Source organism: Kribbella sp. CWNU-51, from assembly GCF_054073265.1.
Map to the genome: position 1 here is coordinate 937,293 of NZ_JBSXMZ010000004.1, position 15,635 is coordinate 952,927.

The following is a 15,635-nucleotide window of genomic DNA, read 5'->3' on the forward strand; positions in this document are numbered from 1 at the left end:
TCGCGTTCTGACCTAGGCCGGATAGTGCACGCCCGAGCAACTGACGCCGGTCGACGGAGCCAGCCGGTACGGCAGCCAGCCACGTCCGGTCCGGACCATGTCGATCACCTGAGGCGATCCCTTCGGCGTGACCTCGATCCAGTTCTTCGCCTTGAGATCCCAGTACTGCGTGGTTTGCGATCGGCACGTCTTCACCCGAACGATGCCCTCCGGCTGGCTCTGCACACCCATCACGACCACGCTGCCCGGTGGGCGCATCACCCAGCCGTTGCGTTGGGCATCGAAGATCGCCTGTGACACGTCGGCGTACCAGAAGGACGGGAAGGACTTCTTCAGCACGGTGTCGTCCTTCGACACCAGCGCCTGGAAGTACAGCGGATAGCTGTTCACGAGGCCTTGGACGGCGGCATTCGACGCGAAGTTCCCGGCCTGGACGATGACTTGCGCCTTCGGCTGCGCGGTGGGCTTGGCTGTCGAGGCCGGCTGCGACGGTTCGGTGGTGGGCTCGCCTGTCCCGGTCGACGGGGTGCTCGAGGTCGTCGATGCGGAGTCGCCGCCGGCCGGCACTGGCAGGCCGCCGTCGTTGGAGTCCTTGCCGCCACAGGCGGAGAGCAGCAGGACGCCGGCCAGCGCCGCGGCGGGGAGAGCGAACCTACGCACGGATGACATTCCTTCGGTCTCTAGCGGCTTGGCGGGGTGGTGGAGGTGGGTGGCGTCCCGGGCGGCGGACTCTCGGGCGGAGTGGACGACGGGTCCGGCGTCGGCGTCACGTTCGGCGAGCAGGTGGCCGGGAACGGGAACGGCGTCAACGTCCAGATCGGGGTCGGTGAGCCGACGGTCCAGGTCGGGCAGGGGAAGTCGATGGTCGGTGGCATCGCGATGCTGGTCGGCGCTCCCGGGTCGTCGGGGGTCCGGTTGATCGAGATCGAGGGGATCGTCGGGCTGTCGTCGGCCTTCTTGATGCCTTGCTCGGCGTGGGCCTGGCCGGTGCCGACGGCTTTGAGGCTCTGTTTGCCGATGAGGCCCAGGAACGTCGTCTTGTTGGCGATGTCGACCTGGATGTCGACCTGCTCGTCGGTCAGGGTGGTCGGGCCGCAGGAGGTGACGGTGGAGTCGTTGGACTTCACCTGGGCGCAGAAGCCGTTGATCGCGACGGCCGCCTTGGTGGTGTCGATCTTGGCTTCGGCGTTGTTCAGCTGGATCGCCGCGGCGCCGACGCGGGCCGCCTCCTGGGCGTAGCCGACGGCGCGGGAGCGGGCGCCGAGCTGGCGGCCACCGTCGATCACCAGGCCGGCCAGGGTGAAGATCATCACCGCGAGGATCGCCACCGCGGGGCTCAGGGCACCCCGGCCGAGGACGACCCGATGGTTGCCGGGGGCATCGATCCGGAAGAACTCCAGGATCCGGTGCCGATCAGGAGCCGTCACCGCGCACCCCCCGGTACGGATCGAGCGACGAGGTGAATCGCTTGGTGATGGTGGTGTCGCCGCCGAGGCCGAGCAGCCCGAGGTCGCGGTAGTTGATCGTGCAGCTCACCTCGACGGACAGCGGCGCACCGGCGGTGAACCCGGTGGTGATGCTGCCGGACGCGGTTTCCTTGCAGGACTTGACGGCCTGGCCCATCGCATCGCTGACGGCCCGGTCGACCCGCGCCTGGGCATCGGTCAGTGAGCGCGCCTGGCTCGCGGACCGGGCGCCGTCGCGGGCGGCACCCTCCAGTAGCGAAGAAGTCTGGAAGTAGCGGCCGCAGGCGAGCAGGAACATGAACAGCACCAGCAGGACCGGCGCCAGAACCGCCAGCTCGAGCGCCAGTGCGCCGCGTTCGCGCCGCCGTCCGACCATGCGGCGGCACCGGATCCCCAGTCTCCGCGTCATCTCCTGGCTCACTTGTCGTCGGCCTCGAACTGCTCGATCGGGCCGGTGGCGGTGCGGCTCACCTTCAGCGTCAGGCCGGGGACCAGCGAGACCGTCTCACCGGTGACGGTGAAGGAGACCATGCCTTCGGGGTTGTTGTACGACGGTGGCGCGACACTCGCGTGCTGCAGTGACGTCCCACCGACCTGTTGCGCGTACGACTCGATGTCGGCCCGGACCTTCTCCCCCACACCCGTGGTGTAGACCGGCGGCTGGACCAGCCGCAGCCGGGAAACCCCTTCCTGTGCGGCGTTCAGCGCCACCGACCGCCCGTACAGCCAGAGCGCGGTCTGGATGCTCATGAAGATCAGCGCGAGGATCGCGGGCGCCAGGATCGCCAGCTCGAGCGAACTGACGCCGCGCTCCGAGCGGGGACGGAAACGCATGCTCGGGTCAGCCTTGGTCGATCTCGCCGGTCCGCTTGGTGATGACGCGCTTGACGACCACGCCGATCGCCAGCGCGGCGGCGACCAGGATCGCCGAGATGATCGCCCATTCCAGGGCGGAGGCACCGAGATCGGTCCGGCCCTGGCGTGCCCGGGCTCGTTGAGCGTGGGCACGCGCCATCGCGTAACCAGCCATCGCCCGCCAGAACTGTAGTTCCGAGATCATCCGTTAGCCTTCCGAATCGTGAGGCCGAAGCAGGCCTCAGTATGCCCTCTACGACGGACAACTTCGTCCGTTGGATCCCACTAGCTCCCGAGGATCGCCGCGCCGGCCGGAAAGGCCAGGAACAGGAAGAACGCCGCGATCATGACGAGCTGCGCGACCAGCATCGACTGGGAGCGTTCACCCGCCTTGCCTTCCACGTCGGCCAACTCCTTGCGTCGCAGCGAGGCGGCCCGCGCCAGCAGCGATGCGCGGATCTTCGCGCCCTCGTCACCGGCCAGCGCGAGCGCGGACGCGAGGTCGCGCAGTTCCTCGACGCCGAGATCCTCGCCGAGGCGGGCCATCGCGTCCCACGGTGTGATGCCGATCAGCCGCGCGTTCGCGAGGGCCTGCCGGATCCGGGCCATCGCCCAGTGGTCGCCGATGGTGGACGCGGTCATGAGTGCCTCGGGCAGGCCACGACCGCCGGCCAGGTTCATCGCGACCAGGTCGAGGAAGCTGCCGACCACGTGCCGGAAGTCGCGGCGCCGCTTCTCGGCCTCTTGCCGCAACGCCAGGTCAGGCAGGAAGAACGCCAGGGCCATCGCGGCCAGCGTCACGATCGCCGGGCTGGCGCCGGGGGCACTGAGGCCGATCGCCCCGAACAGGAACAGCACGAGCGGGATGAAGATCATTGCCCCGAGCGCGAAGAACACCTTGGTCGCAAGCATCGCCGCGAACGGCTGGTTCATCACCGCGAGGTCGCGGCGGAGCTTCCCGAACGCCCAGCCGCGAGCGTTCGCCTCGAGCTCCAGCCGCCGCCCGAACGTCTCGCGGGCCCGGTCCACGCCGCCGAGCACCCGCTCGCCGGCCGCACTGGTCGTCGCGCCACTGGTGTACCCACCACGGCCGGCGTCGATCCGGGCGATGGTGGACAGCACGTTGGTCGCCGGCTTGATGAACACCCGGACCACCAGGTACACGCCGAGGCCGACGAGACCGCCGGCGATGAAGGCCCACGTCATCCGCCCACCACCTCCATCCGCTGGTCGCCGGGCCGGTTGCCCCGTTGGGCGTTGTCGCTCCTGATCAGGAACCGCTCGGGCACCTCGATCTTGGCGAGCCGGCGCAACCAGATCAGCCCGAGCGCATACAGAGCGATCACGACGGCCAGCACGACCTGCCCGATGAAGCTCGTGTACGGCTGCATGTACGTCGGGTTGAACAGCACGAGTCCGGCCGCCATCACCAGCGTGATCGCGACCACCACCTGCACGCTGCGCCGCGTCGATCGGCGTTCCGCCGCGACCTTCCGCCGTACGTCGAGCTCCTCGCGGGCCGAGTCCGCCAGGGCGCTGAGCACTTCGCGCAGACCGGGTCCACGCAGCCGGGCGTTGAGTACGAGAGCCGCGACGATCAGGTCGGCGGACGGGTCGTTCAGGTCGTCGGCGAACCGCATCAATGCCGAGGGCAACGGTTCGCGGATGCGCAGCCGGTCGACCAGCAGGTTCAGGCCGGGCTTGATCGCCGGGGCCGCGTTCACCGCGGTCGCCGGGATCGCCTGCTCCAGGCCGACCGCGCCGGCGATCGTGTCGCGCAGCGCCTCGGTCCAGGTGGCCAGTGCGTCCAGCCGCTCGATCGCGCGGCGTTCCTCGCCGGTGCCGCCGAAGAAGCGGTCTGCCATCGCCGCCAACAGGCCGAGGGCCACGGCCAGGACCAGCCAGCGGGTCACGACCAGGACGATGAGACCGACACCGATCCCGACGCCGAACCGGATCAGGTTCTTCCGGCTCTCGGCGTTGCCCCGGCGGAACACCGAGGGGGTCTCCTCTCGCGGCTCGGTGCCGCGGATCGCGATGATCAGCAGCAGTACGGCGCCGCCGACGACCGCACCGCAGAGCAGGGCGAGCAGCGTCTTGTCGTTCATCGCGTCACGCCCACGTTCCGTGTACGAGGGGCTGGTACCCGTAGTGCTCGAGCTCGTCCATGCAGGCGATCGGCGCGTGCGCCGCGGCCCGGCCGTCGGGTCCGAGTGCGAACACCTCGCCGGACAGCACCCGGCCGTCCCAGCCGGTCACCTCGCGGACACTCTCGACGTACCGGCTCAGGCCGCCGCCGTGCTCGTAGTCGTTGTGCTTGCGGACGAACACGACGAAGTCCAGCGCGCCCGCGATCAGCATCTGGGTGGCGTCCATCGGCAGCCGCTCCGTCGCCTGGATCGCGTAGGTGCTGATCCGGTTGAACACCTCCATCGAGCTGTTCGAGTGGATCGTCGAGAGCGAGCCGTCGTTGCCCTGGCTCATCGCGTTCAGCATCGTCACGATCTCGTCGCCCAGCACTTCACCCACGATCACCCGCGAGGGGTTCATCCGCAGCGAGCGGCGGACCAGGTCGGCCATGCTGACCTCGCCGACGCCTTCGGAGTTCGGCAGCCGTTCCTCGAACGCGACCACGTTCGGGTGCAGGTCCTTGAACTCGCCGAGGCCCAGCTCGAGCGACCGCTCGACCGTGATCAGCCGCTCGGACGGGCCGATCTCGTTGGCCAGCGCCCGTAGCAGCGTCGTCTTCCCGGAGTTCGTCGCGCCCGCGATCATGATGTTCTTCCGCGCGGCGACCGCGGCCCGCAGGAACGAGCCGACGTCGTCGGACATGGTGCCGTTGGCCACCAGGTCGCGAAGGAACACCCGGCCAAGTCGCGCGCGCCGGATGGACACCGCGGGACGCGACGTGACGCCCATGACCGCCGACAGCCGGGAGCCGTCGGGCAGCCGCAGGTCGAGCTGCGGGTTGGCGGAGTCGAACGGCCGGCTGGTCAGGCCGGCGTGGGCGGCCAGCACCTGGATCAGCTCGACCAGCTCGTCATCGCTCTCGGCGACCGCTCCCAGCATCTCCTCGCGGCCGTCGCCGTACTGGACGAAGACCTGGTCGCAGCCGTTGATGTCGATGTTCTCGACCTCGGGATCGTCGATCAGCGGCTGCAGCCGGCCGACGCCGAACAGCGCCGAGTGGATCGCGCCGGCGATCTGCGCGTCGTCGTCCGGAGTCGGCGGAGTCCGGCCCTCGGCCAGTTCGTAGCGGGCGTGGTCCTCGAGCACCTGGACGATCAGCGAACGGGCGTACTCGCGCTCGTCCTCCGCGCTCATCGGCGGTACGCCGTTCACCTGGTCGCGGCGGCGTTGTTCGTTCAGCCGCTCGGCGACCTGGACCCGCAGTTTGCGGACCAGCTCCTGATCAGCGCTCATCGGCGTCCTCGCTGCGCTCCGGGCGCCGATGAGACACGAGGCGCACTGTGCTTGATGGTGACCTCGCTCCGCTCGCTCACTGCCAATCCCCCTGCGGCGGGAAGGCGGCCTGGGCCATGTCGAAGTCCTGCTGCGGTGGCGCCGCGACGAGTGCGGCCATCTCCGCCGTGATGTCGGTCGCGGACCGGATCAGCGGCGTCTTGTCGAGCCGGCCGTGACCCCGCCCGTCGAAGAACGCCGCACCGGCCGGGTCGTACGCCAGATGCCACCGGTGCCGAACGGGCACGGACATCGCGTCCAGCACGCTCCACACCTGCTTGACCCCGTCGCGCCGCTTCGGGTCGGCCACCACGACCACGCCGAGCTGTGCGTCGACATGGTGCACCAGTGAGGACAGTCGCTCTCGCAGGTGCGCGACCGACGATCCAGTCGCCGTACACACGAGTACGACGAGCCGCGCGGACTGGATGACAGGAAGCTGCGGCGACGACGCACCGATCCGGCCACAGTCGGCCAGTACGTCGCCGTTCTGCATCTGGTTGAACGAGACGCCGAGCGGATGCCACAGACCGCCCATGCCACCGACCTGCTCTGGTGAACGGACGCCGAGCAGTACGTCGAGACCACCGTCGAGCTGCTGGCTGTGCGCGAGGATCACCTCGTCGCCCAAGCCCTTCCGGCTCGCGGCGGCCAGGCTGACCAGGCCACGATCGGAGTTGAGCGCCGCACCACCCGGTGCGGTCATCCGGATCGCCACGTCGCTGCCGGCCGGGTCGCACTCGGCCAGCAGCACCTGCCGCGGCCAGAGCGCGCCGAAGACGAGACTGGCAGTCGTCACCCCGGGCGAGCCCTTCGCGCTCGCCAATGCCACCAGTGCCATCAATTGGTCCCGTCGGTCCGCGAGACGTCGGGCTTGGTCCCCGGCGCGAGCTTCACCAGCACCAGGGTCTTGGCCGCGGCGGCAGCGGCCACCGGCATCGCCTGGTCGGTCGGGATCAGCACTGTCACGTTCAAGGTCGTGCTGGCGCTCGTCTTCGGGTCGGTGACTGCACCCGCGGTCGAGGTGACCTCGGCGGCCTTGACCAGCGTGGTCGGGATCCCCGAGTCCCCGGTGGCCGCGGGGACCCGGATCACCGACACCATGTCGCCGACGTCGAGTCCGTCCGACGGCGCCCGGCCCGCCTCGAGGCTGACACCGACCAGCGCACCGTCCGCCGGGATGGGCTTGGCGCCGTCCTTGGTGAAGTTGTCCGGCGTGACGAACTGGTCCTTGTACAGCCAGGTCGTGGTGTAGCGGCCGAGGTACTTCGTCGCCTCCGACCACGGGATCAGGCCGCCGGTCGCACCGGCGAGGTCGCCACGGGACAGGTCCTTGGGCTCGATCCGGTGGCCGGGCGCGAGCTTGTCGGGCGCGATCGCGACGAAGTCGGACCGGTTGCCGCTGTTCAGCGCGATCAGGGCGGACCCGGCGGCGCCGAGCAGGATCAGGATGACCGCGAGCGCGGCCAGGGCCGGACGGCGCTCCCGGCTGCTCGGGAGGCGGGTCGCGCCACCGCCCGCCGATCGGCCCGCTCCGCGGGTGCCTTGGGAGGGTGTACGCGTGGAGGACGAGAGACTCACGCGCCCTACCGTAGTGGCAGCGAGGTGCCATCCGGGCCGTCAGGTCGGTGCCGTTATCGGCTCGCGACCCGGTCCCGTTCCGCGGTCGTCAGCAGGTCGGTGAAGGCGCCCGGTCCGCCGTACAACTGGTCTAGATAGCTGTACAGCCCGTGCAGTGCTCGTCCCAGCTCGCGCTGCCATGCGTCAGCGCTTTCCAGCTCGGCCGCGAGAGCCCGCCCCTCGGTCAGCGTGACGGCCGCGTTCACCGGCTGGACCAGCCGCTCCCCGTCCCGATCCGGTACGGCGCTCCGCCCGTGCACCCGGCGTACCGCGCCGGCCAGCGCGGACCGCTCCGACCCGGTGAACACCCGGTCGAATCCGGCCTCGCCGTGGAGCTCGTCGAGATAGTCACACAGAGCGAGGAAGAGCTCGACACCGTCGTACTCCGGGCCTTCGGCCGCGACGTGCCGCAACTGGGCCACCACGTTCCGCGCCTCGGGCACGCTCCACTCCGATGAACCCAGCCGGTCGTCCATGCGCGTGATCCTAGGGGCCGACGGGGCGTAAATCGTTAACAGTTCGGGTGTTCCGAGTAGCTGGCGAGTAACCGAAAGTTTGCTAAATTCCCGAACCAAGGTCTTGGTGACAACTGGTGAGCACCGAGGCACGAACGCAAGGGGGTGGTTCGGCTGACGACACCCACGACAGCCGCCCCTGAGTCGGTCACCCGCGCGCGAACAGCGATCGGGACCGCCCTGGGTTACGTCTGGCCGAAGGCAGTGCCATTGCGGGACGGCCGGGTCTGGTTGACCAGTCGGCGCGACGTCCTGCCGGGCCCCATCGTCCGCGCACTGGAAGAGCAGCTCAGCCGCCGGGCGACCGATCGGGCCAGTGACGACCGGATGCTCGCCGAGGCGGTCGCCGTCCTGGGCGCGGAGGTGGCCCGGGTCCGGGGCGAGTCACCCGAGACCGGTGCCGCGGATGCCCTCGACCGGCTGCTGCAGGTTCCCGGACTGGACCAATCGCGCCGGACCGAAGGCGAGGCGATGCTCCGCCTCGCGCTGCGGCTGGCGGCCAGGGACTCCGCCGACGCCGCTGCGCGTCTGGCTGCCCTGCCGGGTGCGGCGAAGGTGGCGGTGGCTACTGAGATCGTCTCGGCCTCCCAGCGGATCAGCCACGACGCCGCAGCGCTCGCCGCGACAAGTCACCCCGCCCCGTCAGCGCCGCGTGGCAGGCGTCGCGGCGCACAGGCCGGCGTGAAACATCGCCGCGCGCCGATGCGTCAGACGCTGACCCGGGAGATCCCCGGCACCGGTCTCGCCGCCGGCGACTCGGCGGCAGACCCGCACGAGCGCGAATCGGCCGCACTGGCGGCGCTGACGCGACTCGGTGCGGCCGACCTCGGGTCGTCCGTCACCAGCCCGCCAACCACCGATGCCCAGTCCCGGATGGCGGTCGTCACGACGACCACGAGCCACGAGCCGCAGTACTTCCGGGTCGAGATCCGGACGGCTGTCCGTGGTCTGGTCGCGCAGGGGCGGATCCGCTCGGGTACGGCGACCGACCCGCATGTCCTGAAGATCGACCCCGGGCTGTCCCCCGAGCAGTACGGCGATGTCTGGGTCCACCAGCTCAGCCAGATGACCCAGCAACAGGAGGCAGCGCGGGCCGACCGGCCGTCCGGCATCCTCGGCAGACTCCGTGCGGCCTTCAGGCACGAACGGCGCGACCACCGGATCAACGCCGACCTGGCGGTTTACCGGAAGCTGTCCAGGGACTGGCAATCCGCCCGCGAAGGCCGTCCGAACGGGCCGCTGAGCGTCCAGGACCTCGAGCGCGACCTCGAGGGCCTGGCCACGGCCATCGAGCGCAGGAGCGGTGCGCGGCCCCAGCGCCCCTGGGCCAACGACTCGACCTACTCCCCCGCTGCGACTGCCGGCGGCCTCATCGCCGAGCGCGAAGCCGCCGCGGCCACTCCTGGGCCGAACACCGCGGGACATCTTCGCCAGCAGGTCACCGAACAGATCGCGGCGCTGGAAGCAGCCGCTGCCGACCTCGAGACCAAAGCCGAGGGCAAGACGGCAAGTGCCGCGGACGCGGCCGACGACGCGACCTCGAAGCTGGACCAGGCTGTGGCCGAGGACCTGCTGCAGGACATCGGCGCACCCGAGCGGGCCCGCCGCCTGCGGGTTGACGCGGAGATCGCCTTCAGCAAGGGGCGGCGCCACGTGACGATGGCGCATGCCTACCACCTGGCGGCCACCGACGCAGGCCGGGCGCTGGCCGGCTACCAGACCCTGCTCGCTGAGCTCGACAACCCGGACCAGCAGCCGGGACGGATCGCCGAGCTGGCCCGGGAGGCGGCCGGGCGGAGTGACGTCTACGAGGCGAGCCTGCGCCAAGCGTTGCCGGTCGACCACCTGGAGACAGGTGTGCCGACCGACGAGCGGTTGCGCCTACCGGTCGGCAAGATCAACGAGATGCTGTCCCGGAGCGGCAGCGGCCGGCGGATCGCCGACCACGGCCCGATCCCGGCGCCGATGGCCGACTACCGGCTGCTGTTCTCCGAAGGCCTGGTCTTCACCGTCGACGGCGACCCCGACGACGACGTCACCAAGATCGCCCAGGTCCGCGTCCGGATGAAGGCCCGTGATCTGAGCGAGGTGACGGGTCTCGACTACACCCTCGCCGAGCAGATGTCCGGCACCCTCGGCGAAGGCGGCCAGAGCAACGCCATCACCGCCACCCACTCCTCGAGTGTCACCTACGGCGTCAACCTGCAGCCGCTCCTGGCGCTGGCTCCGCCGGGCAGTGTGGTAGGCGAGGTGTCGCAGGTGATCGTTCCCAAGGTCGAGGCGACCACCGGCACGACCGAGGCCGTGACCGCCGGCGCGACCGCGCATGCCCAGCTCGGCTGGGTCGACGTCTTCAAGGGCGAGTCGATCCCCTACAGGTGGCTCGGCGAGTACGAGATCGAGGTCCGCGGCGCGGCCACCGAGCCGTGGTCGCCGGTCGAGACCGTCGACGCCGGTGAGCAGCTGACCTGGGTGCCCAGCCCGTACACGGTGCCGGCGCCGACCGAGACCGTCACGCTGGAGCAGCTCGGCCTGGCCGACGAGTGCACCGAGGAGACCCCGCGGCTCACTGTCAACCGCATCCGCGGCCTGGGAGACCTCAACTCCCGCCTCGTCGCCGAGGCCCGCGAGCAGCTCGGGCCGATCGATCGAGTCGGGCACGACCAGATCAGCCAGTTCGTCAGCAAAGACCCGCTCCGTCTGCTGGCCGAGCAGGGCACCGAGGGCGGCCTCGGCCGGACGATCCCGGTCGGCGGTGGATCGGAGTACGAGCTCACCCTGGAGGCCAAGCCGGTCTGGCGCACGGCCAGGCTCGTCGGTGAGCCCAGTGCGGAGATGGGCCAGGAGAAGGTCCAGGTCGACTTCGCCGGCGTCAACGCGAGCCGGATCTCCAGCGCCTCGCTGACGGGTTCGGCCAGCCTGGCCTATCCGGGCAAGCCGCTCGATCCCGCGCAGCCGGTGCCCGGCTACCTGCCGAGCCCGACCGGCCTGAGCGACCTCGGGTCCTCGACCGCGGACCTTTCGCCGAGCGTGTCGGTCGGGCGGAACGTCTCGCGGCAGGGCGGGCAGAGCGTGAGTACGACGGCGATCACACCGGTGGTCGATCGCGACATGTCCGCGACCCAGGGTGCCCTCGTCGACGTCGAAGTGACGGCGACGCTGCGCAAGATCAGCGATCCCCGGGCGAAGCCCGTCGTCGTCACGGCGACCTGTGAGGCGAAGGTGCGGCTCACGCCGAACCGGCTGCTGCGGGCGGGCGCTCCGGCCGGCAAGGACGCAGTACTGCGTGAGGACGACGGCACCATCCGGACGGGCCCGGACGGCCGCGCACTGCTGGTCGGCGATCCCGAGCCGCCCACCGCACGGCTGACCATGCCACCCTGGCACGGACGCGGTGAGAATCAGCTGCGCGGTACCGGCAAGTCCCTTCCCGACGAGGTCACGGGCGTCGACGAGGCCCGGGACCAAGCTCTGGCGAGGTTGCGCGAGCTGGGCCTGGTGCCGCCGCTGCATGGCGAGCCGACGGCCGCCCAGTTGGCGAACTACGACCGCGTGATCCAGGACATCACCGACTACCGGCTCGTGGCGGGTATGAACACGGCCTGCCAGTCCGGACTGGTGATCCCGCTGGTCGAGCACCGCACCGGCCACGCGCCGCGGACCCGCCTGTTCCGGCTGTCCGTCACGCAGGACTTCGACGACATCACCCCGGTCGGCACCACTGCGTCCAGGTTCATCGCCCGGCTCGGCATCAGCTCCCGCGCCAGCCAGCAGATCTCCGGCCGATCGAAGTCGGTACCGGTCTCCGCTGGTGTCGGCCTCAGCAACGGACCGGCCGAAGGACAGTCGGGGCTGGCCGGGCGGCTCGGCCTGAAGCTGAGCCGGAGCGCGCTGGGGCGGAGCTTCAGCTGGACCCTCGGCCGCCGGGTGAACCGGGTCACGCTGAACGAGAGCACCGCCGAAGTCGACCTGGTCCGTCAGGGCATCCGGATCACCGTCACCGAGATGACCGACCACGGCGACTCCGAACCGCTGGCCGATGTCCAGGGCAGCATGGTGCTGCCGTACGACAGCTCGCTGGCGAGGGCCGAGGCGCCGGTATTCGCCACGGACCCGAAGCCGCCGCACGCCGAAGCCGTCAGCCGGTCGATTCCGGTGGCGGTCGACGCCGGCGAACCGGCCGACCGGTTGTTCGCCGAGGTGGATGCCATCCGCGCGGACACCACCGGCTATCTGCAACTGCACGCCGCCCTGTCCTCGGAGAGTTTGGTCTCCAACACGGAGTGGATCACCAAGGGCAGGTACGAGCTGCCGTTGGTCATCACGCCGCCGCCGGCGAACCCGGCGCAGGCCGTGGCCGACCGGACGCTGCTGCCGCGGGAATACAAGGTGGTGATCCGCAGCACGCCGGTCAGCCAGACGTTCGCCGCGATGAACGACCAGAACACCGCGAACATCAACTTCACGATGAACGACGTGGGCCACACCTCCGGCACCTCGACGTCGGGTGGGGTGTCGGTCGATGGCAGCGGCGGGGCGGTCACTCCGGGCGAACCCGCGGTCAGCGGCGCGCTGGGCGCCGGCCGGGTCGGCGGTACGTCGCAGTCGACCGGGACCAGCCAGACCACCGGCGAGGAGCGGCTGCGGGTCAACAACGGCGTCCACTACGAGCTGATCGAGCGGCACCGGATGGTGGCCGAGATCATGCACGACGGCAAGGTCGTCCAGACTGTGCCGCTACAGGACGCCCTGGTGCAGAAGACGATTCCCGAGTACGAGGCGCTCGAGCTCTACGCCGGCCAGAAGTTCGATCTGCCACCGGCGATCGCAGCCGACGTGGCCGAGCGGTACCTGACCGGGAAGGTCGAGATCCCGAAGCGGGTCGCGGCCGGCTTCGTCCGCCGCTACAAGCAGGAGCAGGCCGGCGCGACCACAGGCCTGGCATCCGAGCACACCGCAGAACGCCTGAACGCGAAGGTCCTGGACCGGACCGGCGTCGCGGAGTCCACCGCCCCGACAGCCGAAGAACGCCTCCGGGAGTCACTGGTCAAGGTCCAGGCGCTGGCCGAGAGCCGGCGTGTTGTCGGCCTCTCGGAGCAGTATGAGGCGAGCCTGGCGTCGAGTCAGCTGTACATGATCAAAGTGGACGGAGACGCCGACCAGGACGTCGATCTGCTCCCCCAGATCAAAGCGCAGCTCGAGGAGGTCGCGCCTGGGCTGCTCGCGTCCGACAAACTGCTCGCACCGATGCTGGACGTAGACCTGTCCGAGGACAGTTACCAGGGCCAGCTGGAGAACATGCTTGGCCCACGCGGGTACACCACACCGATCGAGGTTCCGGTCGAGGGCCAGGACCGGCCCGACCTCCTGCTCATCACGGTCAAGGCCGAGTTCGAGGGCGAACCGACCGTCGACGGCACCCCCGAGCTGGCCAAGGCCGCGGCGCTGGGCTTCATCCAGAAGTACAAATACTTCGGGAAGAGCCGGTCGATCAGCCATACCACGACGTACTCCGGCAGCGTGGGGGTCAACGGCGAGGACGGTGCGGACGGCTCGCTGTCCGGAGGTGTCAGCACCGACAGGGTCCGGCAGGTCACCGCCGGCAGTTCCGAGCAGAACACGACACTCGCCCGGACGGGGGACTTCGAGCAGACACCGCTCTACCGCACGATGGTGTTCACCACCGAGGTCCGGCGCATCCAGAACGCCGGCGCAGCCGCGCCGTCGAGCGTGCGGTGGCGGCTCAACCGCACGGCTCCGGCGGCGCAGACCTTGACCGCGCGGCCCCGCCAGTTGCGGGCCGAGTTGACGGCTCTCGTGCCCACTGGCGTCGTCGGCGATCCGCCGGCGGTCGTCGCTCAGCACAGTGGTGAAGAGTTCCACCCCGAGCATCGCTCCGTCGAAATGCCTGAGGGCGCCGCGGCCGAGACGATGCTGCCGTTCCGCAAAGGCGCGGCCGTCACCGACGAGCTGTACCACCGGCTCACCGGTCACCTCGGCAGGCGCGACGTTCTCGGGGCCGGAGGCTTGGCGCAGTACGAAACGTCGATCGGGATTCAGCTGCAACCCACCGCTATGGAGGCCAACCTCGAGGAGCTGACCAGCCCGGGGGGTCTCCGGCTGGAGCCGATGGCGACCGGTGGCAACGGCCGGACCACGGTCGGCGTTCGCATCTACGCGAAGCCGGTCGGCTGGCAGCTCGTCACCGGACCGGCGCCCGGTCAGAGTGGGACGGTCCGGCGCCGACAGGACCAGGGCACGTCTTCGACCACCGGGACCAACGCGCTGCCGCTCACCGCGACCGGTGGCGCCGGCGGCGGCATCGTCTCCGTGACCGGGTCGGTCGGCGACCAGGTCAAGCAGCAGTCCTCGAACTCCTGGGGCACCCGGCGCGAGGCCACCGCCTTCCGGAACGGAGACATCGTCACGGTCCGCGTGCCGGTCGAGTACAGGGCCACCATTGACCGGTTGACCGACAAGGGCCGGGGCACGCCGGCGGCCAAACGGACCACGCAGTTGAAGGACGCCGGCCGGGCCGAGTTCTACGTACGGATGCAGTACCACGAATACCTCGAGGGACTGCGCCAGTTGGAGTCCGGCGGAGAGGTCTCGCTGGGCGGATCCCGGCTGCGGGCCGTGCCGAAGAAGCTCGGCAAACCGGACCTGCGCGCGTCGGAGTGGGGACAGGGCGCCTCGGGCAAGCCTGTGCACCAGCCGTACCGGCCGCTGCGGGCTGCGATCGAGAAGGCGATCGCCGAGGAGTCCACGGTGGTGCTCTCGGTCACGGATCGCAACGGCAACGAGCGGCTCTACCAGGCGTTCCCGGACGGGACGATGGACGGCGGGAGCGACGGTGGATTCGCCACCGCCTTCGCCACCCTCGACCGGAACCTGGTGATGATGGCCGAGGGTCGCGTCGACCTGCGGGAGCTGTTCAACACTTCGGAGCCGGGGAGCAACTTCAGCACCCAGGTCGCGGCCGCCCTCGAGGAGCACGGTGTGCCGAAAGCCATGCTGAAGGGACTCACCTACTCCTCGGCCAAGCTCGAGAACCCGCCGACGCCGGGCCACGGCGCGAGGCCGACGACTGACGGCGCAGCGGCCGGCCGGGCCATGACACAGACCGCCGGCGGCGGCCCGATTCTGGCCGGGCCGTGACCGGGCGAGACGAGGAGAAGCAGCATATGGAGTTCGCCGTAGCGCGCACGAGGGACGAGGCGCAGCTCTACCTCGAGCTGCACCCCTGCCCTGACTGCGGTTCGACCGAAACGCCCTGGGAGCACGGGCTGGCCGACGTGGACGGTGAGCTCGTGACCAGCTACGCGGGGATCTGCCCCGGCTGCGACGCCGAACGCGAGTACCTGTTCGGTCTGCCGGACCGGGAGACCGGCGCCGCCGGGTGGCCGACGTTCGGCGGGCCTGAACCGTCGGAGCTGCTGGACGCGGGTCAGTGGATGGAGGTCGCCGATCGCGCGGCCATGGCGGTCCCCACGAAGCCGGTGGAGGCGGGTAGGGTGCTGGCCGTCGCGCGGGCCGCCGTGGACGAGGTGATCAAGTTCGTGCCGGCCGGGCAGGACGCCGTACCGGAGGACGAGTTCTGGACGCCCGAAGGCCGGGCGGTTCGCGACGCGGAGCCGGGCCGGTTCCGGCTGGACCGGCTGCTGGTGGTCCGCGACACGTACCGCGATCTGGTCCGAGAGACAGGAGCGAGATAACC

At 70.2% G+C, this 15,635-nt stretch carries 13 protein-coding genes; 2 read left to right on the forward strand and 11 right to left on the reverse strand.

Annotated features, from left to right (window positions below; all coding sequences use genetic code 11):
* Positions 1-12: 12 nt before the first annotated feature.
* The 11 genes from ACXC9Q_RS06560 to ACXC9Q_RS06610 all read right to left on the reverse strand — a co-directional run bounded on the left by ACXC9Q_RS06560 (position 13) and on the right by ACXC9Q_RS06610 (position 7,879).
* Positions 13-660: a hypothetical protein gene (locus ACXC9Q_RS06560; RefSeq protein WP_457055562.1), complete on the reverse strand. Its 648-nt coding sequence runs from the start codon at positions 658-660 to the stop codon at positions 13-15.
* 20 nt (positions 661-680) lie between these two features.
* Positions 681-1,427, reverse strand: coding sequence for a TadE/TadG family type IV pilus assembly protein (locus tag ACXC9Q_RS06565; RefSeq protein ID WP_457055563.1), 747 nt, complete (start codon positions 1,425-1,427; stop codon positions 681-683).
* Positions 1,414-1,875, reverse strand: a complete 462-nt coding sequence (locus tag ACXC9Q_RS06570) for a TadE/TadG family type IV pilus assembly protein (protein WP_329478151.1) — start codon at positions 1,873-1,875, stop codon at positions 1,414-1,416. The genes ACXC9Q_RS06565 and ACXC9Q_RS06570 overlap by 14 nt, the downstream gene beginning before the upstream one ends.
* 8 nt (positions 1,876-1,883) lie before the next feature.
* Positions 1,884-2,300, reverse strand: a complete 417-nt coding sequence (locus ACXC9Q_RS06575) for a TadE family protein (RefSeq protein ID WP_405066285.1) — start codon at positions 2,298-2,300, stop codon at positions 1,884-1,886.
* 7 nt (positions 2,301-2,307) lie between these two features.
* Entirely contained in the window at positions 2,308-2,526 is a 219-nt protein-coding gene (locus ACXC9Q_RS06580) for a hypothetical protein (protein ID WP_328521282.1), read from the reverse strand.
* Positions 2,527-2,606: 80 nt separating this feature from the next.
* On the reverse strand, positions 2,607-3,527 hold the full coding sequence (locus ACXC9Q_RS06585) for a type II secretion system F family protein (protein WP_457055564.1): 921 nt from the start codon (positions 3,525-3,527) through the stop codon (positions 2,607-2,609).
* Positions 3,524-4,429: a type II secretion system F family protein gene (locus ACXC9Q_RS06590; protein WP_457055565.1), complete on the reverse strand. Its 906-nt coding sequence runs from the start codon at positions 4,427-4,429 to the stop codon at positions 3,524-3,526. Before ACXC9Q_RS06590 ends, ACXC9Q_RS06585 begins: the two co-directional genes overlap by 4 nt.
* A 4-nt stretch (positions 4,430-4,433) precedes the next feature.
* On the reverse strand, positions 4,434-5,744 hold the full coding sequence (locus ACXC9Q_RS06595; protein WP_457055566.1) for a CpaF family protein: 1,311 nt from the start codon (positions 5,742-5,744) through the stop codon (positions 4,434-4,436).
* Between the two features lie 76 nt (positions 5,745-5,820).
* Positions 5,821-6,624, reverse strand: a complete 804-nt coding sequence (locus ACXC9Q_RS06600) for a hypothetical protein (RefSeq protein WP_457055567.1) — start codon at positions 6,622-6,624, stop codon at positions 5,821-5,823.
* A complete protein-coding gene (locus tag ACXC9Q_RS06605; protein WP_457055568.1) occupies positions 6,624-7,364 on the reverse strand; it encodes a hypothetical protein in 741 nt (246 codons plus the stop codon). Before ACXC9Q_RS06605 ends, ACXC9Q_RS06600 begins: the two co-directional genes overlap by 1 nt.
* Positions 7,365-7,417: 53 nt before the next feature.
* Entirely contained in the window at positions 7,418-7,879 is a 462-nt protein-coding gene (locus ACXC9Q_RS06610) for a hypothetical protein (protein WP_457055569.1), read from the reverse strand.
* 144 nt (positions 7,880-8,023) lie between these two features.
* Here ACXC9Q_RS06610 and ACXC9Q_RS06615 point away from each other — a divergent pair, with 144 nt between their 5' ends.
* Together ACXC9Q_RS06615 and ACXC9Q_RS06620 are read left to right on the forward strand one after the other, a co-directional pair.
* Positions 8,024-15,076, forward strand: a complete 7,053-nt coding sequence (locus ACXC9Q_RS06615) for a hypothetical protein (RefSeq protein WP_457055570.1) — start codon at positions 8,024-8,026, stop codon at positions 15,074-15,076.
* A 26-nt stretch (positions 15,077-15,102) separates the two neighbouring features.
* On the forward strand, positions 15,103-15,633 hold the full coding sequence (locus tag ACXC9Q_RS06620) for a hypothetical protein (RefSeq protein WP_457055571.1): 531 nt from the start codon (positions 15,103-15,105) through the stop codon (positions 15,631-15,633).
* Positions 15,634-15,635: the final 2 nt, after the last annotated feature.